Origin of the sequence: Alcaligenes sp. AB3 (assembly GCF_031844565.1) — a bacterium.
In the GTDB taxonomy this organism is placed as follows: Bacteria; Pseudomonadota; Gammaproteobacteria; order Burkholderiales; family Burkholderiaceae_B; genus Alcaligenes; species Alcaligenes faecalis.
On the sequence record NZ_JAUZVM010000008.1, the window covers coordinates 1 to 23695 of the forward strand.

Annotated in this window: 20 protein-coding genes and 1 tRNA gene; 7 read left to right on the forward strand and 14 right to left on the reverse strand. The window is 56.7% G+C overall.

The window, feature by feature from the left end:
- The 3 genes from Q9R35_RS14780 to Q9R35_RS14790 form a co-directional block, all read right to left on the reverse strand.
- Nucleotides 1-1026, reverse strand: a 1026-nt coding sequence (locus Q9R35_RS14780; RefSeq protein ID WP_311220050.1) for a 2,5-dihydroxypyridine 5,6-dioxygenase, incomplete at its 3' end; no start/stop codon positions are given.
- Between the two features lie 83 nt (nt 1027-1109).
- Nucleotides 1110-1934 (reverse strand): alpha/beta fold hydrolase, encoded by an 825-nt coding sequence (locus Q9R35_RS14785; RefSeq protein WP_063693415.1) that lies wholly within the window; start codon nt 1932-1934, stop codon nt 1110-1112.
- A 2-nt stretch (nt 1935-1936) separates the two neighbouring features.
- Entirely contained in the window at nt 1937-2908 is a 972-nt protein-coding gene (locus Q9R35_RS14790) for an amidohydrolase family protein (RefSeq protein ID WP_042486206.1), read from the reverse strand.
- Nucleotides 2909-3198: 290 nt separating this feature from the next.
- Between Q9R35_RS14790 and Q9R35_RS14795 the strand changes: the two genes are divergently transcribed.
- Complete coding sequence (locus tag Q9R35_RS14795; protein WP_042486210.1) at nt 3199-3759, forward strand: MarR family winged helix-turn-helix transcriptional regulator; 561 nt, start codon at nt 3199-3201, stop codon at nt 3757-3759.
- A 15-nt stretch (nt 3760-3774) separates the two neighbouring features.
- On the opposite strand, the gene Q9R35_RS14800 is transcribed toward Q9R35_RS14795, so the two are convergent.
- Genes Q9R35_RS14800 through Q9R35_RS14815 form a run of 4 tightly spaced genes read right to left on the reverse strand, consistent with a single transcriptional unit; the run spans nt 3775 to nt 8716 of the window.
- Nucleotides 3775-4542 (reverse strand): ABC transporter ATP-binding protein, encoded by a 768-nt coding sequence (locus Q9R35_RS14800; protein ID WP_311220051.1) that lies wholly within the window; start codon nt 4540-4542, stop codon nt 3775-3777.
- On the reverse strand, nt 4539-5555 hold the full coding sequence (locus Q9R35_RS14805; RefSeq protein ID WP_311220052.1) for an iron ABC transporter permease: 1017 nt from the start codon (nt 5553-5555) through the stop codon (nt 4539-4541). The genes Q9R35_RS14800 and Q9R35_RS14805 overlap by 4 nt, the downstream gene beginning before the upstream one ends.
- Nucleotides 5552-6631, reverse strand: coding sequence for an ABC transporter substrate-binding protein (locus Q9R35_RS14810; RefSeq protein ID WP_311220053.1), 1080 nt, complete (start codon nt 6629-6631; stop codon nt 5552-5554). The genes Q9R35_RS14805 and Q9R35_RS14810 overlap by 4 nt, the downstream gene beginning before the upstream one ends.
- 39 nt (nt 6632-6670) lie before the next feature.
- The gene (locus Q9R35_RS14815; RefSeq protein WP_311220054.1) at nt 6671-8716 is read right to left on the reverse strand and encodes a TonB-dependent receptor; all 2046 of its coding nucleotides are present in this window, start codon (nt 8714-8716) and stop codon (nt 6671-6673) included.
- A gap of 357 nt (nt 8717-9073) precedes the next feature.
- Between Q9R35_RS14815 and Q9R35_RS14820 the strand changes: the two genes are divergently transcribed.
- Nucleotides 9074-10387 (forward strand): short-chain fatty acid transporter, encoded by a 1314-nt coding sequence (locus Q9R35_RS14820; protein ID WP_086069147.1) that lies wholly within the window; start codon nt 9074-9076, stop codon nt 10385-10387.
- A 60-nt stretch (nt 10388-10447) separates the two neighbouring features.
- On the opposite strand, the gene Q9R35_RS14825 is transcribed toward Q9R35_RS14820, so the two are convergent.
- Nucleotides 10448-11350 carry a LysR family transcriptional regulator gene (locus Q9R35_RS14825; protein ID WP_042486224.1) on the reverse strand — a complete coding sequence of 301 codons (903 nt, stop codon included), beginning with the start codon at nt 11348-11350 and terminating at the stop codon, nt 10448-10450.
- Between the two features lie 117 nt (nt 11351-11467).
- On the opposite strand from Q9R35_RS14825, the gene Q9R35_RS14830 reads away from it, so the two are divergent.
- Nucleotides 11468-12955 carry a chlorohydrolase family protein gene (locus tag Q9R35_RS14830; RefSeq protein WP_311220055.1) on the forward strand — a complete coding sequence of 496 codons (1488 nt, stop codon included), beginning with the start codon at nt 11468-11470 and terminating at the stop codon, nt 12953-12955.
- 26 nt (nt 12956-12981) lie between these two features.
- Nucleotides 12982-13962, forward strand: a complete 981-nt coding sequence (locus Q9R35_RS14835; protein WP_042486230.1) for a tripartite tricarboxylate transporter substrate binding protein — start codon at nt 12982-12984, stop codon at nt 13960-13962.
- Between the two features lie 20 nt (nt 13963-13982).
- On the opposite strand, the gene Q9R35_RS14840 is transcribed toward Q9R35_RS14835, so the two are convergent.
- The 6 genes from Q9R35_RS14840 to Q9R35_RS14865 form a co-directional block, all read right to left on the reverse strand.
- A tRNA-Val gene (locus tag Q9R35_RS14840) sits at nt 13983-14057 on the reverse strand.
- 94 nt (nt 14058-14151) lie between these two features.
- Entirely contained in the window at nt 14152-14877 is a 726-nt protein-coding gene (gene dnaQ / locus Q9R35_RS14845; RefSeq protein WP_045929759.1) for a DNA polymerase III subunit epsilon, read from the reverse strand.
- 86 nt (nt 14878-14963) lie between these two features.
- Nucleotides 14964-18041: an efflux RND transporter permease subunit gene (locus Q9R35_RS14850; protein ID WP_311220056.1), complete on the reverse strand. Its 3078-nt coding sequence runs from the start codon at nt 18039-18041 to the stop codon at nt 14964-14966.
- A gap of 9 nt (nt 18042-18050) precedes the next feature.
- Nucleotides 18051-19097: an efflux RND transporter periplasmic adaptor subunit gene (locus Q9R35_RS14855; RefSeq protein WP_311220057.1), complete on the reverse strand. Its 1047-nt coding sequence runs from the start codon at nt 19095-19097 to the stop codon at nt 18051-18053.
- A gap of 99 nt (nt 19098-19196) precedes the next feature.
- Nucleotides 19197-19640: a ribonuclease HI gene (rnhA, locus tag Q9R35_RS14860; protein WP_022983314.1), complete on the reverse strand. Its 444-nt coding sequence runs from the start codon at nt 19638-19640 to the stop codon at nt 19197-19199.
- Nucleotides 19637-20398 carry a class I SAM-dependent methyltransferase gene (locus Q9R35_RS14865; RefSeq protein ID WP_045929756.1) on the reverse strand — a complete coding sequence of 254 codons (762 nt, stop codon included), beginning with the start codon at nt 20396-20398 and terminating at the stop codon, nt 19637-19639. The genes rnhA and Q9R35_RS14865 overlap by 4 nt, the downstream gene beginning before the upstream one ends.
- 23 nt (nt 20399-20421) lie before the next feature.
- Here Q9R35_RS14865 and gloB point away from each other — a divergent pair, with 23 nt between their 5' ends.
- Genes gloB through fabI form a run of 3 tightly spaced genes read left to right on the forward strand, consistent with a single transcriptional unit; the run spans nt 20422 to nt 23470 of the window.
- Complete coding sequence (gloB, locus tag Q9R35_RS14870; protein WP_063693438.1) at nt 20422-21231, forward strand: hydroxyacylglutathione hydrolase; 810 nt, start codon at nt 20422-20424, stop codon at nt 21229-21231.
- Nucleotides 21232-21241: 10 nt separating this feature from the next.
- Entirely contained in the window at nt 21242-22651 is a 1410-nt protein-coding gene (locus Q9R35_RS14875; protein ID WP_045929755.1) for a transglycosylase SLT domain-containing protein, read from the forward strand.
- Between the two features lie 33 nt (nt 22652-22684).
- Entirely contained in the window at nt 22685-23470 is a 786-nt protein-coding gene (gene fabI / locus Q9R35_RS14880; RefSeq protein ID WP_045929754.1) for an enoyl-ACP reductase FabI, read from the forward strand.
- The last annotated feature ends 225 nt before the right edge of the window (nt 23471-23695 follow it).

The window sequence follows — 23695 nt, forward strand, 5'->3', positions numbered from 1 at the left end:
CAGTACTTTGCCATCACGCACTACGGCACGGCCATCCAGGCTGACCGTGCAATTGCGCAAAGGAATGTCGATGTGACATGCCGTCGTACGATTGCCGCCTGCCTCGTTGTTCGGGCCCAGGGAGAACAGGAAGTTACCCTCGAACGCACGGGCATCCATGCCAATGGTGTTCTCACGCGAGTACAAACCCAGCGTGGACCAATGACAACGCGGTTGCAGACCCCAGCCGATATGCGAGATAGCGTAGCCTTCAGGGTCATTGAAGGACTTCATGTACTCGTCCAATAATTGCGCCTCAATGCCGCCTTCGATCTTCGTGGCATAACCATTCTCCACAGTCAGAATAATCTGCTCGGAGGAGTACTTTTTCTGCGGCAACAAGATGTCGCCCTTATCGATCACGATAGTGCCGTTGGTACCCAACTCATTCGGCCAGGTCAGCACAAAACCGCTAGGCCAGTGGTCCCAACGACCGGGTTCATCCACAAAACCGTATTCACGAATCGCGGGGAACTCACCCAGCGGGCAACGCAAATTAGTGCCGGCAGGAGAGGTAATGCTCATTTCCTTGGCCGCTTTAATCAGGCCAGCGGCCGCTGTCACACGCGCTCGATCCGCTTCGGTTGGCACGGTCCGAACCAGAATTTCGGGTGGCTCCACAGCCAGCAGAATCTTGGTACCCGACTTCAGAATGTCGATCTGCTCGGGCGAGAACAACAGGGTCATCAGGTCCAGAACCAGATCGCTGGCCTTCAGAGCCGCAATTGCCGCCTCATTGCCCGTCAAAGGCGTGGTGCCCAAATAAGCCAAAGGATCCCGGCTCAGGGCCTTTTCTGCATTCACGGGCAACAGATCCAAACGGTTCACCACCGCACCCATGGACTGCGCCGCAATCTGCGCACACTGCATGGTTTGCTGATTGGTCGTGGAGCTGGTCAGCAAGGTCACGGTTTGACCCGCTTGCAGCTTGGACAGGCGCAGCACTTCTTGCCATGCTTCGATAAGTTGATAATCACTCACTGCCATTTTGTCTCTCCTTGTGAGGCACCTCGGCTTCAAACCGACATGCCTAATCACGACAGGGCCGCCTAGGCGACCCCTGCTCAACATCACACCAAGCGTTGGCCCAGGAAATCACCGAAGGCTTCGTAAAAGCCTGCTTCGTTATCCCAAGGGATCATGTGACCGGCATTGGGCACACGAACGTGCTGAACGCCCGAGGCCAGTTGCTGAATCTCGGCCACATCTTCATCACGCACCACGTCACCACGCTCGGCTGTCATCAGCAAGGCAGGCACTTTCAGATGCGGGAAGTCGACGTGGATATCGTCGGTGTGGAAACCCTCGAAGCTGGCCAGAATCGCAGGCTCGTGGCAGGTGTGCAGCCACTGAGCACGCAACTGCAATTGCTCTTCGGTCCAGGTCGGGCAAAAGGCACGCATGTCTTCTGCGGTGCAGCCTTTGCGAGCCATGGCCATGGAATCCACATACCAGGGCAACTTGGAGGGATAAGCACGGCGACCTGGGCCGGAGACGGGAGGATCAACCATCACCAAACGGTTCAACCCATCGCTGTTCTTGTGAGCCGCACGCAAACCAATGCGGGCACCCATGGAGTGACCAACCACGATGTAGTCTTTCAAACCCAAGCCTTGAGCCAAGGCGATCAAGTCATCGGCTTGCGCATCCAGGCTGTAATCCATGCCTTCAACCGCTTCACTCAAACCACGACCACGCACGTCCTGAATGTAAGTATCAAAGTGCTTGCCGAACTGCTCACCCACAAAGCCCCAGGTCACCGCCGGGCTGGTGATGCCGGGAACAATGATGACGGCAGGACGCTGGTCACGCCCTCCGACGGAGCCACCAAAACGCAGGTAATGCTGGCGAATACCGTTAGCGTGCACATGAGCGCCATACAAAAATGTGCTCATGCTTAGCTCCGGTCCAGTTTGAACAGACGGGCTGCGTTGCCGTAGCAAACCAGCTCGCGTGTCTTGTCATCCATAGGCGCTGCTTCGATGAAATCTGCCGCCAGCTCAGTGGATTCGTAAGGGTAGTCCACCGAGAACAGCACGGCTTCAGCACCCATTTCACCAATCGCGCCCATCAGGGTCGGGGCGGAACAGACACCAGATGTGGTGATCAAAATATTGCTGCCGATATACTCGGATGGCTTGCGCTTCAAGGTGACGCCGTGCGGATAAACCGCAAAACGGCTGTCGTAGCGCCAGCGCTGGAATGGCAGGCCTTCGCCCATATGACCCAGCACCAGCTTCACGTCCGGGCAACGATCAAACACACCACCGAACAACATGCGCAGCGCGTGGGTGCCAGTCTCTACACCCCAACCCCAGGTCGCGCCCATCAGCTCCGGGTGGCCCGTGTAAGCGTGTGGCATTTCATAGGCGTCAAACGGATGCAGATAAAAAGGCACATCCAGCTTCTGCACGGTTTCCCAGAAGGCATCATATTCGCGGCCGTCGTAGTACACGCCATGCGTGTGACCGTTAACCAGCGCGCCCTTCAAGCCCAGATCCTGCACCGCACGCGTCAGTTCTTGTGCTGCGGCAGCCGGGTCTTGCATGGGCAAAGTGGCAAAGCCGCCCAGGCGATCAGGATGGCGGGCAATTTGCTGCGCCAGGAAATCATTGTTCTGACGTGAACGCTCGATAGCGACGGACACATCCTTTTCCACCTGTACCCCAGGGCCGGTCTGCGACAGCACAACGTACTCGATACCGGCACGATCCATCACCTCCAGACGCTGCGCGTCGAAGTCATGCAAACGAGCCATCAGTTCACGCGCGTCGGCACTGTCAATATGTTTGACAAAGGCCTTGGAATAATCCTCAAAGCCAACGGCGTTGAAGTGCTCCTCCAGTGCTATTTTTTTAATACGTTTCACCGTAAATTTTCCCTAAATTATTGATTTACATAAGGTCAATCGTTTGACCCCCCAACAATATCTATCAGTATGCTGATTATTATTGTTTTCAGCAAGTCGGGAAATCACATATACTTTGGGGCGTGGACAGCGCCTGTAGACAAGACTACAAATCAGAAATCGGGGCTTCTGTTCACGCTAGCGTAGCCCTGCTTTCCTTGTAGACGCCGACCTTGCAGCCGTACCCTTTGCAGGTCGTCCCGCTTTCAGTGTGCTGCCTTTTTGGCAACAGGCTGAAAGCCACTCAATCGATGACTGACTTATCCATGAAGAATCACGCCGAGCTAAAGCAAGAAGAACGACTGGAAGCCGACGAGGCCGAAATCCTGGGTCCAGTGGAAGAAGAAAATGCCGAGCTGTATCGACGCAAACTGTGGTCCCGGCCCGGTTTTCTGGTTCGCCGTCTTAACCAGATTCACTACGCCATGTTTTACGAGGAATGCAAAAGTGACCTCACCCCTGTCCAGCACGGTGTCCTGTCCGTATTGATGGGTTCACCCTGGCTGGATCAAACCACGATCGGCTACGAGCTGGGGCTGGACCGCACCACCTCGGCCGATGTCATCCGCAGGCTGGAGGAAAAAGGTTTGCTGGGGCGTCGTATCAACCCCGAAGACCGCCGCTCTCGCCAGACTTACATCACCGAAGCCGGCCTGGCGGCGATGCAGGAAATCAGCGCTGGCATGAACCGCGCCCAGGAACGGCTGCTGGATCCACTGACCGCCAAGCAGCGTCAAACCTTTATGACCATGCTGACGCGTGTGGTGGAGCACAACAACCAATACGGTCGTGCTGCCCTGAAAAACATGTGAGAAATTCGGGGGGCCTCAGGCCCCTCGCGCATACCAATCCGGTAGTTCAAAGGCATGCGCTGGCAGCTGGTACAGCTGGCGCAAACTGGCCTGACTGAGCATGTCGCGGGGCTGACCCTGCGCCAATATGCCCCCATCCCGGTACAAGATCACCCAGTCCGCCACGCGGGCCGCATGCTCGGGTTGATGCGTACACAAGAGCACACCCAGACCTTCCTGACGCAAGTGCGAGACCTGATCCAGTACGCGTAATTGATTCGCGAAGTCCAGGCTGGAGGCAGGTTCGTCCATGATCAAGAACTGTGAACGCTGCACCAAGGCACGTGCAATCACACACAGCTGACGCTCTCCACCACTGATCTGATCAATACGTTTTTGAGCCAGCTGCCCGATGCCCAAACGCTCCAGGCAAACGCCAACCCATTGCCGATCTGCTGCACTCGGTTGGGTGTACCAGGCCAGCTCACTGGCGCAACCCAGCAAGACCCATTGCTCTACCGTAAAGGCAAAGGCAGACTCCTGCGCTTGCGGTACATAGGCCAGTTGTCTGGCCAAGGCACGCGCACTCCATTGCTCCAGAGGCTTGCCCTGCACCTTCACCTGTCCTTTTAAAGGCGGCTGCAGGCCCAGCAAGGTGCGCAGCAAGGTGGACTTACCGCTGCCATTGGGCCCGAGCAAACAGACGACCTGCCCGATCTGTACACGCAGATTCACATTGCTGGCGACTTGCTTGCGCCCGTAGCCTACGGCCAGATCAATCGCTTCCAAGCCTTGCCCGCTCATCGCTGCCTCGCACCACGAGCCAGCAACAGCAAGAAGCCGGGAGCACCCACCAAGGCCGTCAGCACGCCCAAGGGCAATTCCAGCGTGCCTAAGCTGCGTGCCAAGGTATCAGTTAACAAGAGAAAGGCGGCGCCCACCAACAAGCAAACGGGTAATAGACGGGAGAAGTCCGGGCCAACCAATAAACGGGCCGCGTGCGGGATCAGCAAACCGACCCAACCAATAATGCCTGCCAGGGCCACGCACACCGCCGTCATCAAAGTCGCGCAAACGATCAGCAGGCAACGCAAGGCAGAGACGGGCATGCCCAGGGAGCGGGCCTCCTCATCTTGCAGCGCCAGGACATTGATACGCCAACGCAAGAGCCATACAGGGACGATGCACGCCAACACCATCATCGCGGCGGGCCAGACTTCGTAAGAGCGCACAGCACTTAACCCACCCAGCAACCAGAAGGTCATGGAAGGCAATTGGGAATATGGATCAGCCAGGATCTTGATCAGCGACAAGGCTGCACCCAGCAAGGTGCCAACCGCCATCCCGGCCAGAACCAGTATCAGGATAGGTGGATGATGGAGCAACATGCGCGCCAGACTCAAGACAATGCCCACCGCCAGCAGGCCGCCTACAAAGGCCGCCATCTGTACGCCGAACAAGGAGAAATTCAAATAAATGGCCAGAATCGCCCCCAGACCTGCGCCCGAGGACACGCCCAGAATATCGGGTGAAACCAGTGGATTGCGAAACATGGTTTGATACGCCGCGCCTGCGGTCGAGAGCGCCGCCCCCACCAGCAAAGCCGCTGCAATACGTGGCAGACGCAAATCCCAGACCACGCGTACGGCCTGATTCTGCCCCGCTTCTGGATCGTTACCAAAACCGGCGGCCAAGGCGCGCAGCACTTCCGTCCCGGACAAAGGATACGCCCCCTGCCCCAAGGCAAACACCACCAAGACGGCCAGAATCAGCCCCAGCAAAAGCAGCAATAGCCCGTAAGGCAAACTGGCTTTCATGCGCCTTGCTGCGGACCCAGCGGGTCCAGCCCTTGTACCAATCGCTTGACCTGCATCTGGTCCAGGGACATGCCGTAAAAGGCCGAATAGAACGCCTGCAACTCTGAGTACATGCGTGGCATGGCCGCGCTACCTTCCAACAAGGCATTCAGCCAGATCACACCGGCCAGACGATTGATTCCCGGTGGGCCATCCAGCCAACCAAAGGGCAGGGCTGGCACACGATACAAACGCCCTTCCCTCACCGCCTTGAGCTGACTCCACGGCGCCTGGGTACGGGCCAGTTCAAAGAAAGCATCATCCTGGGCAAACAGAATATCCGGGTCCCAGGCCAATAATTGTTCGTAGGAAATACGGCCCAAACGATTATCGGTTTTCTCATCACCCATTACCGTCAAGCCGCAAAGCCGCAGCACCTCGGTATGAATGGATTGGCCCATGCCGGTTTCCAGACCATCGTTACCGCGTGCCAAATAGGCTTTCAAGCCTTTGGCTCGGGGTCTGGCAGCTTGATGAGCGCTGTCCAGAATAGCCTGTGCACGCATGGCCAATTGCTGGCCGCGTTCGGCCTGCCCCAGGATATGACCTGCCTGGCGCAACTGCGCCGGGCTGTCGTTCAGACGACCATCCAGCAAGACATACAGCACGCCCGTCTGCTCCTGCACGGACTTGGCGGCAGACTCGTAATAGGGATTCACATCGCCTATATCCACCACCATATCGGGCTTCAAGGTCAGCAGGCTTTCCAGGGACAAGGTACTGCCCCGACCGGCCAGACGGCCAAGATACGGCAAGGAAAAACCAGCGGCCTGCATCATGCTGCGTGCAGCAGGAGCCAGCTGAAAAGGCCAACCTGACAGCGTGTGGGGTGCCAGGCAATACACCAGCACCGAAGCGGGCGGACCGGCTGCCACCACCCGGCCAACATGGGCCGGATCGGGCAATTTGCCCGCCACGCTGATATGCAGATTGATCGGGGCGCTGGCTCCCGCCTGCTCAGGCCGAGCCAGCAAACGGGCATGAGGCGCCAAAACCGGCAGTGCCGCCAAGGCACGCAATATGTCACGACGCTTCATCCCGCCCTTCCTCTTTTAACTGCCAATAACAGCACGGCTTTAGAAACGATAGCTTCCGCCCACAAACCAGACACGTCCGGGCATGGGGTAGCCTTCTTTGTATTGGTACAACTTGTCGCCCAGGTTACGCACACCGACTTCCAGGGTGATGTCCGAGTTGGGACGCCAGATACCCTTCAAGCCCAACAAGGCAAAGCCCGGTGTTTTTTCGTAGATCTGATCACCCTTATTGTTTGCGTAGGAGTAGTAACGGCCACTTTCGGTTTCCACCGAACCCATCACTTCCCACTGCGCAGTGGGCTTCCAGCTCAAGTGAGCAAACAGGCGGTGATTGGGCGTATCCACCAGTTTTACGTCCGGGTCAGACTGGTTGCGGCGATTCAAATACGTGTACGCCAGGCCTGCCGACCAATGAGCAGAAAACTCCTGCTGCAAGGACAGCTCCAGACCCATTTGCCGCGCCTTGCCGACGTTGGTGGCCTGATCACAAAAACCCACTGGACGGTACTTGTCACAACCAGGAGCCTGGATGACGGTGCTTTGAATCATGCCACGCACCTGGCTCAGGAACAGCGCCGATTCCAGCTGTGCGCCTTCCCAGGGTTGGCCACGCAAGCCCAGTTCGTAATGAATGGCGTGCTCGGGTTTCAGATCCGGGTTGGGTTGGGCGTAACCCATGCGGCTGGAGTAGCGATCTTTAATCGTGGGGAAACGAGTTTTGTAGGCCACACTGCCGTAGACCTGCATGGCCTCGCTCCAGTCGTAACCCAGCTCCAGCAAGCCGTTGGTGGCATCGGTATCGCCGGTTTCAAAGTTGTGCGCTTCTTTGGCCTTGCGACGCTCATGGCTGGCACCCACACGCAACTGCCACAGCTCACCCAAGGCGATGCGGTCTTCAAACGCCAGAGACGTGGTCACGTCCTTGTAGTGCTCGGTGCCCGATGACTTGGGGTCACGGTGCTGATCTTCCTTGTAGTGCAAGGCAAAATGCAGCTCGTGATTGTCCAGGCTGGTGTTGACCCACTCCAGGGCAGCACCACGGGTACGGTCCGTGTACTCGCTGGTCGGGCCAGTCAGGGTCGCGTATTGACCATCGCTATACATATCCAGACCGTTCTTGTACTTGTCTTCGTACACGCGGGTCTTGATGGTGTTGCTCTCGCCAATCTGGGTAGAGCTCAGGAAGTACAGGCCTTCCTTGTCCCAGTAGGGCCAGCGCCAGTAACGTTGGCCCAGCTTGGCATCGTTCACGCCGGTGTAGACCGGATTGTCTTTCTGACCTTTCTGGTTCACGTAAGCAATGACGTACTCATCCGTCGCATTGGGGGTGATACCCAGTTTGAAAGACGCTTTCTTGTCCATTTGCGAGGCATTGCTGCGCATGCCGCCGGTATCGGTAGGACGTTCTTTTTGATCTTCAAAGCCACGGCCCAAGGGGAAGGTACGCTCGCCTGACCAGGACAGGCCCGCTTGCAAATACCAGGATCCCTGGTTGGTGCCCACGTTCAAGGCACTGTAGCGTTGATCGCCCGTGGCGTAACCGGCGCGGAACTCGCCTTCAAACTCTTTGACAGGCTTGCGGGTCACCAGGTTGATGGCGCCGCCCATGATGTTGGGGCCATACAGTAAGGAAGCTGCTCCCTTGGCCACGCGAATCTCGCTCAGGTCCATGGTGGTGAAACGGGTGAAGTCCACATAGCCGTCGTACGGCACGTACTGTGGAATACCGTCAAGAAACAACGGCACCTGACGCGAATCGAAGCCGCGCACATAGACCATTTGTTCGTTACGAGCACCGCCCGCCGAAACGGTCACGCCAGGTTGCACACTAACGGCGGCGCCCACATCGCGCAAATCAAAAGCCTGCATTTCCTTCTGGCTGACGGCGCTCTCCCCCAACGGAGCCTCGCGATCCAGGTTGGATTGAACAACCACTTTGCCCAGCTGAAACACGCGATCATTGTTTTCCTGAGCCTGAGCCTGGCCAACTGCCAAGGCCCCCATCAAGCTCAAGACCACTGCGCGAGGCACGAAACAGACGGACTGATGACGCGCCGCGATAGCGCGTTTGGGCTGATGTCTCATTCCACTTCCCTATTCGATCTTTCTAATTGATTTATGAACTGACACCACACGGTGGTGCAAAAAAAACGGGCCCCAGGGGGCCCGTAAATAGAACCCATCATCGAGCGATGAGTGATGGTTCTTTCGAAAACACCGCTATATATTAGAGCATATAGCGAAGAACAACAACTAGCCAAAAACTTTAAGGTTCAGGTTTTCCCGTCTTCCCAATTTGCGGCTTCTCGCCAACAATACGGCTGTACTGAGCATTGACATCAAAATGCTGCCAGCAAGGTGCCTGCACAAACGGGCACCAAAACAATCCCAAGACATCAGGACCCGCGCAAATACTGGCGCAAATCCACAGGAGCACAATTTATGTTTAAAGCCATGACGCGCGGTTCGGTCCGCCTGGTTGAACGCTATCTACCCGATCCGTATATTTTCGTCATCCTGCTCACACTGATTGCCGGCATTGCAGCAATGGCGTTTGAGCAACGCTCTCCCATGGAGATCATCCAATATTGGGGTAATGGCTTTTGGGGGCTGCTGACCTTTGCCATGCAAATGCTGCTGGTCTTGCTGACCGGTCACATGCTGGCCAGCACACCGCTGGTAAAAAGCTGGTTGCGTGGCCTGGCCTCCCTGGCCCGATCAGCCGGTTCGGCGATTATTCTAGTGACCCTGGTGTCGCTGGCCGCCAGCTGGATCAACTGGGGTTTCGGTCTGGTGGTCGGTGCCCTGTTCGCCAAAGAGCTGGCCCGTCAAGTCCGTGTAGACTACCGCTTGCTGGTTGCCAGTGCCTACTCGGGCTTTCTGGTCTGGCACGGTGGTCTGGCCGGTTCTGTACCACTGACCATTGCCACCTCGGGCCACTTCTCTGAAGACAAGATCGGCATAATCAGTACATCTGACACTATCTTTGCCTTCTTTAACCTGGCCATTGTGATCGCCCTGTTCATCCTGGTGCCGCTGGTCAACCGCTTGATGCTGCCCAGCGACAAGGAAAGCATTTATGTCGATCCCAAGCTGCTGGAAGACACTCCAGACGATGTCAACCAAACCACCGATCGCCCTGCAGACCGCCTGGAGAACAGCCGTCTGATCTCGATTGTGATCGGTGTTGCTGGCCTGGCCTACCTGTTTGACTACTACGTGCTGCGCGGTGCGACCCTGAACCTGAACGTGATCAACTTCACCTTCCTGATTCTGGCCATCTTGCTGCACGGTACTCCCCGTCGTCTGCTGAAAAGCCTGGATGAAGCCATTCGCGGTGGAGCCGGGATTGTGATCCAGTTCCCCTTTTACGCCGGCATCATGGCCATCATGATCGACTCCGGTCTGGCGGCCAGCTTGTCCGAATGGCTGGTGTCCTTTGCCACGGCGACCACCTTGCCTTTCTGGACTTTCATGAGCGCCGGTCTGGTCAATATCTTTGTGCCTTCGGGCGGTGGACAATGGGCGGTACAAAGCCCGGTCGTAATTGCTGCTACTCAGGCTCTGGATGCTGATATGGCCCGCACCGCCATGGCCGTTGCCTGGGGTGACTCCTGGACCAATATGCTGCAGCCTTTCTGGGCCTTGCCAGTACTGGCCATTGCCGGACTGAAAGCCAAAGACATTATGGGCTTTTGCCTGATTCAGCTGATTGTCTCGGGTATCGTGATTTCGATTGGTTTGACCTGGTTGTAAACCAGCCAAGCAATAAAAGTAAAACGTAAAAGGGCCCGCTAACTGCGGGCCCTTTGCAATTTAAAGCTCACGGCATACGTGACTGACTTGCTCCCGAAACCATGCGTAGGCAAAACTGGCGCGCGTGCGTTCATGCCAAATCTGGTACACACAAAACGGGGCTAAATCCAAAGGATGCTCCAGCACATCCAGCTTGTGTCCGGCACATAGCAGGCGAGCCATGCGCTCTGCCAAACTGATTACAAAGTCGGTACGTTCCAACACGCCGGGAACTGCCAAAAAATGAGGCAGGCTCACTTGCACCTGACGTTGCAACTGACGTGTTTGCAACGCGTCAGCCAAACGACGCTCACGGCTGCCGTTATGGCCAGGCACCCCAATGTGGCTACGTCTGCAAAACTCGTCCAATGCCATCGCCTGGCCATTACGCCCGCAAGATCGCATCACCACCACATAACGGTCATGAAAAAGCTCCTGGCGAAACAGCGGGTAGGACACAGCTGCCGACGATGAAAGCACCAGGTCGGCTCGCCCGCCCAACAGCCAGTCTTCAGCCCCAAAATCCGCCATATCCAAGACTTCCAGGCTGCACCGCGGAGCATGCAGCTGCAAATGTGCTGTCAAGGCCGGGATCAATAAATAAGACAAATATTCCGTCGTCGCCACCCGAAAACGTACGTCCAGACTGGATGGTTCAAGCCGCGCCTTGTCGGTCTGCAACAAATCATCCAGCAAGCTCAAGGCCTGCTCAATACGGGGCGCCAAAGCGCGCGCCTTGTGGGTGGGCTCGACGCCTTGTGCCGTCCGCAAAAACAAGGCGTCACCAAAATACAAACGCAGCTTCGCGATTTCCTTGCTTACCGTGGACTGATTGGACTCCAGCGTCAAAGCGGCACGGCTGACATTTCCTTCTCGAAACACAGCAAGAAAAGTACGCAACTGGACCAAATCCAGATTCTTCATCTCACTCCCCTGCTCACGTATTTCCATTTCAGCCTAATCAATCATTCCAATACGGAATTGCCTCGTTTTCAGGCCTCCCGGACACTAGTTCAACAACTTACTACCACAGGAAACCCCATGAGGACTCTGATTAAAGCGCGCTGGGTCATTGCATTCGAACAAGGACGCCACTGCGTGATCGACCACGGCCAGCTCGTCTACGAAGGCGAACATATCATATACGTGGGCACTCGTTACGACGGGCATGTGGACCAGATCATTGAAGCACCTGACAGCGTGCTGGCTCCTGGTTTTATTGATACCCATGTCCACTCCGGTCATCGGGCACTGCACAAGCTTCTGGCCGACGGTGGTCGCCCTGCATTATTCGGCCAGCCTTACATGGACGTGACCATTGCACGCCAAGGTACACAAATACGCGGCTACCCCAACTATCTGGATCAGGAGCAAGCAGCAAAAGATCCCGGCATTGCTCTGCATGCTGCCTTTACCGCAGCCGAGCTGCTGCGCAACGGTGTCACCACCTTTGTAGAACTGGGCGGACATGTACTCGTTCAAGAGGCATTGTGGGCTCAATGTGAGGAATTAGGTATTCGTGGATACCTTGGCCCTGGCTACGATAGTGGTCGATGGCAATCCGATGACAAGGGCCAGCTCGAACGTATTCCTTACCCGGACCAGGGCGAGCAACTTTTCCAGGATGCCCTGGCATTTATCCGCCGTGCACAAGCCCATGAATCCGACCTGATTCACGGCATCCTGGTCCCTCGGGAAATTGAAAACTGCAGCCTGGAATTGCTACGTCAAACGGTGCGTGCGGCCGATGAGTTGAATCTGCCCATGGCCACACATGCTGGCTACAACGTGATCGAGTTCATGGAGACCGTACGCGAACACGGACTGACCCCTATCGAGCTGCTGAACCATGTCGGGATGTTGCGTCCCACATTGAATATTGGGCATGCCAACCTGATCTCCAACAACCCGAAAATGAACTATTCAGGTGGAGACGACCTGGGTTTAATGGGGCAGAAAAAAGTATCCATCTCGCACTGTCCGGTCAATATTGTGCGGCGAGCTCGCACACTGGATAACTGGAAAGCGTATCGCCAGGCAGGAGTCAATATCACCATCGGCAGCGATACCTACCCGCGCGACATGTTCATGAACATGCGTACCGCGTCCTACCACGGGAAAGTCATGAGCCATGACCTGACCGCTGCCAGTGCCGCTGAAGTATTTGAAGCCGCCACCGTGGCAGCAGCGCGTTCCCTGGGTCGGGAGGACTTGGGGCGACTGGCTGCCAATGCCAGGGCGGACATGATCCTGGTCCGAATCGGCCGCAGCGACGTGCTGCGCTATGGCCCAATTTGGGACCCCATCCGCAGCATGGTTGAATGCGGCATCGGCGACGACGTGGACACCGTGATCTGCAATGGCAGAATCAGCATGCGAGACGGCGACATACCAAAGGTGGACCTGCCAGCCTTGCGCCGTCAGGTTCAGGACTTTGCCGAAGACATCTGGCCCAGCCTGCAGGATTGGGATCAGCTCAAACGCAGCGCACAAGATATGTGCCCCATCAGCCGCTGTACACATCTATAAAAACACCCTCAACGAGGAGACAAGACATGATCAAAAAAACAGCTCTCGCTATTGTCGCAACGGCTTTACTGAACACGCTTCCGATGGCACAAGCGCAGCAGGCGGATTTTCCGCAAGGCCCTGTACGCGTCATCGTCCCCTACGGAGCAGGCGGAAGCGCGGACATTCTGGCACGCGCAATCAGCGACAAACTGACTCAACTATGGGGACAGACCGTCATCGTAGAAAACAAGCCAGGGGGTATAGGTACGATTGGAATCATGAGCGTGGTCAAGTCCAAGGCCGACGGCTACACCCTGGTCTCGGTGCCCGTATCTGACTTGGCTGTTAATCCACACCTCTACAAGAAACGGTCTTTTGATGTGTTGAAGGATCTGGATCCCGTCAGCCAGGTAGGCTCAGTACCCAACGTCTTGATCACGAACCCGGCGCTAGGGCTGCAAAGCACGGCCGATTTAATCAAGCTCGCTCAGCAAGCAGGTCAAACCCTGACTTATAGCTCTCCTGGCGTGGGCAGTCAGGCACATTTGGCCGCTGAAGTATTTGCTCGCAAACATGGGCTGACACTTAACCACATTCCCTATAACAGCGTCTCGGCGGCCATTACTGACGTAGCAGGCGGCCATGTCGATCTGATGTTTGCGCAACTACCCAGCGCCTTGGGCTTTATCCAAGGAAAAACAGTGACACTGTTGGGCATCGCCGCGCAGCAGCGCAGTCCGCTATTGCCAGACACGCCCACACTGACTGAATCGACCGGCGAGACGTATGGCGATTTTATTTCGTGGTCCGGCCTGATGGCACCAGCGGGCACCCCCATAGCCATACGCGAAAAAATCGCGCGTGACCTCAAGCACGTGATGGACAACACAGACCTCAATCGCGTACTAGCCAGTTCAGGAACGGTAGGAATAGGTAGCACTCCACAGCAGCTCGATGCTGCCATACGCGAAGATTACGATCGCTATGGGCGCATCATTGCCGACCTGAAATTGGCCTTGGACTAGCTGAAATAGGGGAATGGAGATGGTGGGCGGTACAAGGTTCGAACTTGTGACTTCCACCGTGTGAAGGTGGCACTCTACCACTGAGTTAACCGCCCGAAGCTTTCAAGAACTGAAAAGCTGCGAAGAAAGAAACTATAGCACGGCCCTGCCCGATTCACAAGGTTTGGGCCGGCTATTTTTCCTGAATAATTACTCCGCGGCGGGATTGAGCATCTCGCGCCACATGGGTGGCTTCTTGTTCTGTTTTTCCAGAACGTCCATGTACTTTTCGTGCTCGGCCTGATCGGCTTCGGAGGCACGCAGTACTTTCAGCACACTGGTATCAAACTTGCCCAGGCTCAGATTGCTGCCGTCACCGCCTTGCCCATCGGACTCGTCAAAGTCCATCAGCAAAGCATCCTGCCCCCGCGTCATGGCCAGCCAGACATCGGCCAGCAATTCCGAGTCCAGCAAAGCGCCGTGCAGCGTGCGGTGAGAGTTGGAAATGCCGTAGCGTTCGCACAGGGCATCCAGAGAGTTCCGTTTGCCGGGGTGCATTTCCCGCGCCACCAGCAAGGAGTCGGTGATGCTGTCGCAGTATTGCGAGAACGGGCCTTTACCTACCTTTTGCAGCTCGGCATCCAGAAAGCGCGTGTCAAAAGAAGCATTATGAATAATGACTTCCGCGCCCTGCACAAAATCCAGCACCTGATCCACCACATCCTTGAAGCGTGGATGGCCAGACAGAAATTCCGTGGTCAGGCCGTGAATTGCCAATGCCTCGGGGTCGGAGTCCCGATCCGGGTTCAGATACAGGTGCAGGTGGCGGCCCGTCAATTTGCGGTTGAACAGCTCTACCCCACCCACCTCAACAATTCGGTGCCCCTCGCGTGGCTCCAGACCGGTGGTTTCAGTATCCAGAATAATTTGACGCATTCACTTTCCCTACAAATTCAATCACGGTAATGGCACTCGACAAGGCGGCTGTACGAGCAGCGTCCCCGGAGACCAGCACCACAGGTTCAGACAGTGGCCTCGGGCTTGTCAATCAATTCCAGCTGCTTGTCCTGCCCCCCTTTCTTGCCAGCGATCAGGGTGTAGGCCACAGGCACGACAAACAAGGTCAGCAAGGTACCCAAGGACAAGCCACCCACCAGGACCCAACCAATTTGCTGGCGGGATTCGGCACCCGCCCCGGAGGCGTAGGCCAGCGGCAAGACGCCCAGCACCATGGCGCCGGTTGTCATCAGGATGGGGCGCAGGCGCATCTCGCAAGCGCGCACCACGGCATTGTACAAACTGGCCCCGGCTTCGCGTTGTTGAGTGGCAAATTCCACAATCAAGATGCCGTGCTTGGTAATGAGGCCTACCAGGGTAATCAAGCCGATCTGACTATAAATGGACAAGGTCCCGCCCGACAGCCACAGGGCCAGCAAGGCCCCCGTCATGGACAAGGGCACGGACAGCATGATGATGAGCGGATTGCGCCAGCTTTCAAACTGCGCGGCCAGCACCAGATAAATAAAGGCCAGGGCCATCAGGAAAACCAGATAGATGCTGCCCGACGAATCCCGGAATTCTCGTGATTGCCCGTCCAGATCTGTCTGCACGGTTTCCGGCAAGGTCTTGCGAGCCACCTCATTCATGTGCTCCAGCACTTCACCCAAGGCATAGCCGGGTGCCACCGAGGCTTCCACAATGACCGCCCGCAAGCGGTTGAAGTGGTTCAGCGATTGCGGCGATACGCTTTCGCGCACATTCAGGAAGTTGGAAGCCTGCACCATGCCACCGTCTTTGGTGCGCACGTAGATATCCAGAATATTTTGCGGGCTGGAACGAGCCTGCTTGTCCACCTGCACAATCACGTCGTACTGCTCGCCGTCGCTCTTGTAGCGCGTGACCTGACGCCCACCCAGCATGGATTCCAATGTGCGGCCCACGGCTTCCACCGATACGCCGGTGTCGGCCAGTTTGTCACGGTCTACATCAATACGAATTTCCGGCGTGTTCAAGCGCAAGTCCGTATCCACGTTCAAGAGCCCTGGATAATCCGCCAGCTCGGCCAGGAAGCCATCCACGATCCTGGCCAGTTCCGGGTATGGGGCCTGGCTCATGATCACAAACTCGACCGGCTTGGAGGTAGCGCGCTGTCCCAGGGATGGCGGGTTGGTGGGGAAAGCACGCGCACCTGGAATGGCCGAAAAATGCGGCTGCAGCTCTCGCGCAATGGATTGCTGGTTACGGGTACGCTCTTCCCAAGGCTTCAAACGCAGAATCGCAAAGGAATCGGTTACCGTCGGGAACCCGATAATGGACTGATATCCCTCTGTCTCCGGTATGCCACGATACAGTTCCTCCACCCGCTCCACATTGTGCAAGGTGTAATCCAGCGTGGCCCCTTCAGGCGAATTCACAATCCCGAAGATCACGCCCCGGTCTTCAATCGGAGCTAGTTCGCTTTTGATGACCGTAAACAACAAGCCACTGCTTGCAGCCACGGCCACACCAATGAACAAGACCAGGAAACGCCAGCGCAAGGCCCGAATCAAAACGCGACGATAGCCACGCGTCAGCCAGACCAGGAAATTCTCGATACCCTGGCTGACGCGGCCCACTTTCGCGCCATGCGGTCGCAGCATGCGCGAGCACATCATGGGGGTCAAGGTCAGGGCCACGAAACCGGACACCAGCACGGCGGCGGCCAAAGTCAGGGCAAACTCGATAAATAATCGTCCGGTACGGCCTGTGGCAAAAGCCAGCGGCGCGTACACCGCCACCAGGGTCAGCGTCATGGCAATTACGGCGAAGGCAATTTCACGCACCCCCAGGAAAGCGGCCTGCATGGCCGTCTTGCCCTCTTCGATGTGGCGGTACACGTTCTCCAGCACCACAATCGCATCGTCCACCACCAGACCAATGGCTAGCACCATGGCCAGCAAAGTCAGCGTATTGATGGAAAAGCCCAGCATGTACATGATGGCGAAGGCCCCGATCAGGGAGATCGGGATCGTCACGATGGGGATGAGACTGGCGCGGAAACTGCGCAGGAAAAACACAATCACCAGCACCACTAGCAAGATGGCCTCGGCAATGGTGGTATAGACCGAATCAATGGATTTCTGAATGAAGATGGAGCTGTCGTAGGACACGGCCAGCTTCATATTGCCCGGCAAGCTTTCGTTGATGCGTTCCACTTCAGCGCGCACGGCTTTGGACAGATCCAGCGGATTGGCGGTGGACTGCTTGGTCACCCCAATGTTCAAGCTGTTTTGCCCATTGAAGCGGGCCAGCACCCGCTCTTCGGCTGGCCCGATACGCACCTCGGCAATATCGGAGATACGGACCGGATAGCCCGCTGCCTGGGCAACGATGATATTGCGAAACTCTTCCGGGGTTTCCAGATCAGTGGAGGACACCACAGAAAACTCGCGCGCATCGGACTCGATACGGCCTGCCGGAATCAGCACGTTTTGTTTGCGCAGTGCATCTTCCACATCCTGCACGGTCAGCTGGTACGCCCCCAGTCGGGTACGGTCCACGTCAATACGCATGGCGGGCAGACGTTCACCGAACACACGCACTTCTGCTGCACCGGGCAAGACAGACAAGCGCGTTTTGATATAGCGGTTGATGTAGTCCGAGGCCTCCAGCATGCTGTAGTCGCCGGTATCCACCCCTACATAAATAATCGGGGTGGAATCTGCCTCCACCTTGTTGATGATGGGCTCGTCCACCTCGTCAGGCAAGAAACGGCGGGCGCGCGAAACCTTGTCACGCACGTCTGCCGCAGCGGCATCGGGGGCTCGGTCCAGATTGAATTTGATGTTGATCAGGCTACGCTCGGAACGGCTGCGCGAGGTCATCACGTTCACGCCTTCAATCCCGGACAGTTGATCCTCCAAAGGCTTGGTCACCTGGGACTCGATCACCTCCGGTGAGGCCCCTTTATAGTTGGTGATGACGGACACCACCGGCTCATCAATGGCCGGGTATTCACGTACGGTCAGGCGTTCATAGGAAATGAAACCGACCAGCACAATCACCAAAGACAGAACCGTGGCGAAAACCGGGCGACGGATACATAAATCAGAAAGAACCATGATCCCGTCCTATTGCTGCGGCTGTGTTTGGACGTCGATCACTTCCTGAATATCGACTGGCACACCATCACGTACTTTTTGCAGCCCGGCTACCAGCACATTGTCTCCAGCCTTCAGATCACCCGTCACTTGCACCCAACCTTGCTCACGAACGCCGATCTGTACCTGACGGCGCTCTGCCCGGCCGTCTTTCACAATATAGATGTACTGATCCTGCCCCGAAGGAGCCAGGGCGGTTTCAGGCACCATCAAGGCCTGGTAGCGCGACAGCTCCAGGCGCACGCGGCTGAATAGACCAGGGCGCAGGGCACCATCGTCATTCGGCACCTGGGCCCGCAGCAAAATGGACCGGCCCGCCGTATCAACGGCAGGACTGACAGCCAGTACCGAGCCATGGCGGATTTCGCCCAGGAACGCATCAAAGCGCAATTCAACCGGCATGCCGGCTTTGACATCGGCCAGATATTGCTCCGGAATACGGAAGTCCACATTCAAGGTAGAAACCGCTTCCAGTTGCACCAGATCCGTGCCCGGCCCCACGTAATCGCCTACCGATACATTACGCAGCCCGGTGACGCCGTCGAACGGAGCACGAATACGGGTCTTGTCCAGATGCACGCGCGCCAATTGCACTTCGGCTTGCTGGACGGCCAAACGACTGCCCGACTCATCTTTTGCCTGCTGGCTGATAAAGCCCTGACGGCTCAGCTCCGAAGAGCGCTTGTGCTGGCTGTTGGCCAGATTCAAATTTGCCTGTGCCTGATTTAACTGCGCCTGCGCCATGGCCGGGTCCAGCTGAATCAGCACCTGCCCTTTCTTGATGGGCTGGCCTTCTTCAAAACTGATGGCTGAAATACGACCACTGATCTCGGGGCGCAACACGACGGACTCTCTGGCAACCAGGGTCCCCACCGCCGCCACATCACGAATCAATTCGGTTTGCCGCACTGGCAACACTTCCACCCGCGTGGCGTCAGACTGCGCCCAGCTGGGCGTACCACTGGCAAACAGTACGAGGAACAAAGAAAAAATCGTGGGGCGCAGCGTGGAAATCATGGGCGGCTTATCCTGACCGGCCAGGCCGGTGAAGCTGTCTGACAAAATATGACGGGTGGCTAATAGTACTATCAGCGGGCTTGAAGTTTGCCCAAGATCTTATAACTGCCTGGCTATTTCCACCCCTTCATTAGCCAGTTGATCTGCCCGCTCATTGCCAGGATCGCCAGCATGGCCACGCACCCATAACCAGGTCAGCTCATGCTTGGCCGCCTGCTGCTCCAGCTCCTGCCACAGGTCGGCATTCTTGACGGGTTTCTTGTCCGCAGTTCGCCAGCCGCGTGCTTTCCAGCCGGGCAGCCATTCATTCATGCCTTTTTGCACGTATTGCGAATCGGTATGCACCCGCACCTGACAAGGGCGCTTCAAGGCTTTTAGTGCCTCGATCACGGCCATCAGTTCCATACGATTATTGGTGGTATTGGCCTCGCCACCGCAAATGGCTTTTTCACGTCCACCATGACGCAACAAGGCGCCCCAGCCACCCAAACCCGGGTTGCCCTTGCAGGCGCCATCGGTCCAGATATCGACAACATCAGTCATGTCTTGCTAATTCCTTCATCGGCAGCGCGTCCTGCAACCACCATAGGCCGACGCACACGCCGACGGTTTTTCTTCCACTTGGGTCCGACCATGCGCAAGGCAGGCGTACGCTTGACCGCACTGATCATATAGACAGCACCCGCAAAGCTCCACCAGCGCGCCCCGCTTTGCTCCATCCAGGACCAGCGATCCAGCCAAACCTGTTGACGACACAAGGGCGCATAACAGCCCATCTGCGTGCCCTGCACATCAAAGGACAACAGCTTCAACCAGTCCCGCAACCGCAAGGGAGACATGACATCGCCCGGCAAGGTCGGCGTACCCCGCTCCAGTCCCGGAATCCAGTCATGAGCCCCCCATAAACTCAAAGGGTTAAAGCCCGTCAGAATGATGCGTCCCTCAGGCACCAGCACACGCTCGGCCTCTCGCAATACCTGATGCGGGTCGCTGGCACTTTCCAGCGTATGGGGCAGGATCAAAAGATCAATGCTCTGTGTATCAAAGGGCAGATGCTCGGGTTCGGCATAAACCAGGTTTTTCTGCTGAGCGGGCAAGACGCCGGCCTGAGCCGTGCATACCTTGCAAGAGATGCGGCTATGCGCCAGGAGGTCCCAATGCGGCAATCCAATTTGTATGGCATGATACCCGAAGGTGTTGACCACCTCCGCATCGATTCCGGCTTGTTCCCAAGCCCGCACATATCGCCCCGGTACGGTTTCCAACCACTGGGCAAATTGATCATTCAAAGTCTGCTCCACTGGCGCTTTCTCCCTCTACCATGATGAATGCATTTACCTGGCCTGTGCCAAGCGATGTTCGCCTGATTCCACTACCTGCCCTGAACGACAACTATATATGGGCTTTAAGTCGAAACGGTCACGCCCTGGTTGTAGACCCCGGCCAGGCCGCTCCGGTTCTGGATTGGCTGGAACGCGAGTCCTTACAACTGGATGCCATTTTACTGACACACCACCATGGTGACCATGTTGGGGGTGTCATGGATATCCTGGCCAGGCATCCGGCCCGCGTCTGGGGCCCGGCCCACGAGCGCCTGCCCACCTGTGACGTGCGTGTCGGCCAGTCCGACAAGGTCGAATTACCTGCGCTGGAACTGACGCTGGAAGTCCTGGACATCCCCGGCCACACCGCCGGACACGTTGCGTACTTTGGTCAAAATGAGGTAAAACAGCCCTTTGTTTTCTGTGGTGATACCTTGTTTGCTGCTGGTTGCGGACGTCTTTTTGAAGGCACCCCGGCACAAATGACGGATTCCCTGGGCAAGTTGGCGAAACTGCCATCGGACACCCTGATCTGCTGTGCGCACGAGTACACCTTATCCAATTTACGCTGGGCTCTACAGGTAGAGCCGGACAATCCCCAACTGCATGAACGTTGGGAACAGGATAATCTCAAGCGTCAGCAAAACTTGCCTACGGTGCCCTCCACCCTGAAAACAGAATTGGCTACCAATCCGTTTCTGCGTTGCGAGACGACTGCTGTTATCAAGGCCGCCGAGCGCCATGCCGCCCGGCCCCTGAATAATCCTGTCGAGGTATTTGCCAGCCTGCGCGACTGGAAAAACAATTTCTGAAGATTCCGCAATGAACCTAATGAGACTTTTTGCGCTGCTATGCGCTTTCGTGCTGGCAGGCTGCGCCACAGGCCCCAAGGTCAGCCCTCAAAAAGCCGCCAAGACTTCCACCAGCATTGCCGCCGATACGTCTCGCACCATTGATCTGACCCACCCACCCAAAGACGCGTGGGACCGGATGCGCCGGGGATTCTCCATCCCCAACCTGCATACCGATCTGGTTGATTACTGGACCAATTACTACGCCTCGCACCCCGAATCCATCCGTACCATGAGCCAGCGCGCCTCGCGCTATCTGTATCACATCATGGACGAACTCGATGCCCGCGGCCTGCCTTCCGAACTGGCCTTGCTGCCTTTTGTGGAAAGTGCCTATAACCCCGTGGCTTACTCCCGCTCCCACGCCTCCGGCTTGTGGCAGTTCATCCCCAGCACCGGTACCCAGTACAAGCTGGAGCAGAACTGGTGGGTAGACCAGCGCCGCGACCCTGTCGAATCCACCCGTGCTGCTTTGGATTACCTGTCGTACTTGTACGAATTCCAGGGCGACTGGTATTTGGCTCTGGCCTCCTACAACTGGGGTGAAGGCTCCGTGCGCCGTGCCATGGAGCGCAACGAGCAAGCCAACCTGGATGTTGATTACTTATCACTGAAGATGCCGGACGAAACGCGCAATTACGTCCCCAAGCTGCAAGCCATCAAGAATATTGTGGCCAACCCGGAGCGTTACGGTATCACCCTGCCTGCTGTCAGCAACACGCCTTATTTCACGGCCGTGCGCAAGAACAAGGATATTGACGTTGCCTTGGCAGCCGAGCTGGCTGAAATCTCCGTGGACGAATTCAAGGCCCTGAACGCCGCCCACAATCGCCCCACGATCCCGGCGGATCGCGGCACCTTGCTGCTGCCCGCCAACAAGGTAGATATTTTCAATGCCAATCTGGCGGCCTATCAAGGCAAGCTCAGCAACTGGAAGGCCTACCAGTCCAAGCGCGGCGAAAGTTATCTGTCCATTGCCCAGCGTCACGGCATTACCTTGTCGCAACTGCGTTCAATTAACGGCTTGAGCCGCAAGAGCACCAAGGCGGTCGCCCAGACGCTGCTGGTGCCCAGCACCACCCTGGGTGAAGGCAGCCTGCAACTGGCCTCTCTGACCAACACACCTGCCGCGCCGGTAGCGCAAAGCACACGTCGTGCTCGTACGCAAACGGCCAGCGTCAACCGCAAGAACGATACCGTGGTTTTGCGTCGCGGTGCCAACGTGCGTACCCATACGGTTCGACAGGGCGATACACTCTACGCCTTGGCCAAACGGTACGACACTTCGGTGGCTGAACTGCGACGCCTGAACAATATCAAAGGCAGCTCTCTTTCCAGGGGTACACGCTTGCGTGTTCCCGGTTCCAATATTCGTGGCTAAGTCCACCCACTAATTACATAAAGGATTTTCAGCATGGGTTTCCTGCAAGGAAAACGCATCCTGGTCACAGGCGTCCTCTCGAACCGCTCTATTGCTTACGGGATTGCGCAAGCATGTCGCCAACAAGGTGCTGATATTGCCCTGACTTATGTGGGCGAGCGTTTCAAGGAACGCGTTGAAGGCTTTGCCGCAGAACTGGGCACAGATATCGTCCTGCCCTGTGACGTGTCCGAAGACGATCAGATCGAACAAGCCATGGCTTTGCTGGGCGAGCGCTGGGACGGCCTGGACGGTCTGGTGCACTCCATTGGCTTTGCCCCTCGCGAAGCGATTGCCGGCAACTTTCTGGACGGCCTGTCGCGCGAATCATTCCGCGTTGCCCACGACATTTCCGCCTACAGCTTCCCCGCACTGGCCAAGGCTGCCCTGCCCTTGCTGAAGGGCCGCAAGAGTTCGGTGCTGACCCTGACCTACCTGGGCGCTGAGAAAGCCATCCCCAACTACAACACCATGGGTGTGGCCAAAGCCGCTTTGGAAGCCTCCGTGCGCTACCTGGCGGTCGCTCTGGGCGAGTACGGCATTCGTGCCAACGCCATCTCGGCCGGTCCTATCAAGACCCTGGCTGCCAGCGGCATCAAGGACTTCTCCACCATTCTGAAATTCGTAGAGACGCACGCTCCCTTGCAGCGCAACGTCACCATCGAAGAAGTGGGCAATGTCGCCTCCTTCCTGATGTCCGAATTGGCCAGCGGTATCACGGGCGAAATCACGCACGTTGACGCCGGCTTTAACTGCATCGTTCCGGGTATGCAGGAGTAACGGCTAACATCAGAGGCCAACAAGCATCATGATGACAAAAAGGAACAGGCTTTCGCTCTGTTCCTTTTTTTTGGCCTTGAATCAGCTGAAATTTACGCTACTGGCTTCTTATATAAGCAATAAAAAACATAAATAAATCAGTACACTGACTTTCTCGTTTTCCCTAGTAGGCTATAAAAAATAATCTGTGAATAATATTTATGTCAGTGCACTGACTATTAAAGC

Excerpts from the sequence above, each read along its gene's own strand:
- Q9R35_RS14785 (WP_063693415.1), bottom strand. The coding sequence starts at position 1,934 with ATGAGCACATTTTTGTATGGCGCTCATGTGCACGCTAACGGTATTCGC.
- Q9R35_RS14795 (WP_042486210.1), top strand. The coding sequence starts at position 3,199 with ATGACTGACTTATCCATGAAGAATCACGCCGAGCTAAAGCAAGAAGAA.
- Q9R35_RS14800 (WP_311220051.1), bottom strand. The coding sequence starts at position 4,542 with ATGAGCGGGCAAGGCTTGGAAGCGATTGATCTGGCCGTAGGCTACGGG.
- Q9R35_RS14805 (WP_311220052.1), bottom strand. The coding sequence starts at position 5,555 with ATGAAAGCCAGTTTGCCTTACGGGCTATTGCTGCTTTTGCTGGGGCTG.
- Q9R35_RS14810 (WP_311220053.1), bottom strand. The coding sequence starts at position 6,631 with ATGAAGCGTCGTGACATATTGCGTGCCTTGGCGGCACTGCCGGTTTTG.
- Q9R35_RS14815 (WP_311220054.1), bottom strand. The coding sequence starts at position 8,716 with ATGAGACATCAGCCCAAACGCGCTATCGCGGCGCGTCATCAGTCCGTC.
- Q9R35_RS14820 (WP_086069147.1), top strand. The coding sequence starts at position 9,074 with ATGTTTAAAGCCATGACGCGCGGTTCGGTCCGCCTGGTTGAACGCTAT.
- Q9R35_RS14825 (WP_042486224.1), bottom strand. The coding sequence starts at position 11,350 with ATGAAGAATCTGGATTTGGTCCAGTTGCGTACTTTTCTTGCTGTGTTT.
- Q9R35_RS14830 (WP_311220055.1), top strand. The coding sequence starts at position 11,468 with ATGAGGACTCTGATTAAAGCGCGCTGGGTCATTGCATTCGAACAAGGA.
- Q9R35_RS14835 (WP_042486230.1), top strand. The coding sequence starts at position 12,982 with ATGATCAAAAAAACAGCTCTCGCTATTGTCGCAACGGCTTTACTGAAC.
- dnaQ (WP_045929759.1), bottom strand. The coding sequence starts at position 14,877 with ATGCGTCAAATTATTCTGGATACTGAAACCACCGGTCTGGAGCCACGC.
- Q9R35_RS14850 (WP_311220056.1), bottom strand. The coding sequence starts at position 18,041 with ATGGTTCTTTCTGATTTATGTATCCGTCGCCCGGTTTTCGCCACGGTT.
- Q9R35_RS14855 (WP_311220057.1), bottom strand. The coding sequence starts at position 19,097 with ATGATTTCCACGCTGCGCCCCACGATTTTTTCTTTGTTCCTCGTACTG.
- rnhA (WP_022983314.1), bottom strand. The coding sequence starts at position 19,640 with ATGACTGATGTTGTCGATATCTGGACCGATGGCGCCTGCAAGGGCAAC.
- gloB (WP_063693438.1), top strand. The coding sequence starts at position 20,422 with ATGAATGCATTTACCTGGCCTGTGCCAAGCGATGTTCGCCTGATTCCA.
- Q9R35_RS14875 (WP_045929755.1), top strand. The coding sequence starts at position 21,242 with ATGAACCTAATGAGACTTTTTGCGCTGCTATGCGCTTTCGTGCTGGCA.
- fabI (WP_045929754.1), top strand. The coding sequence starts at position 22,685 with ATGGGTTTCCTGCAAGGAAAACGCATCCTGGTCACAGGCGTCCTCTCG.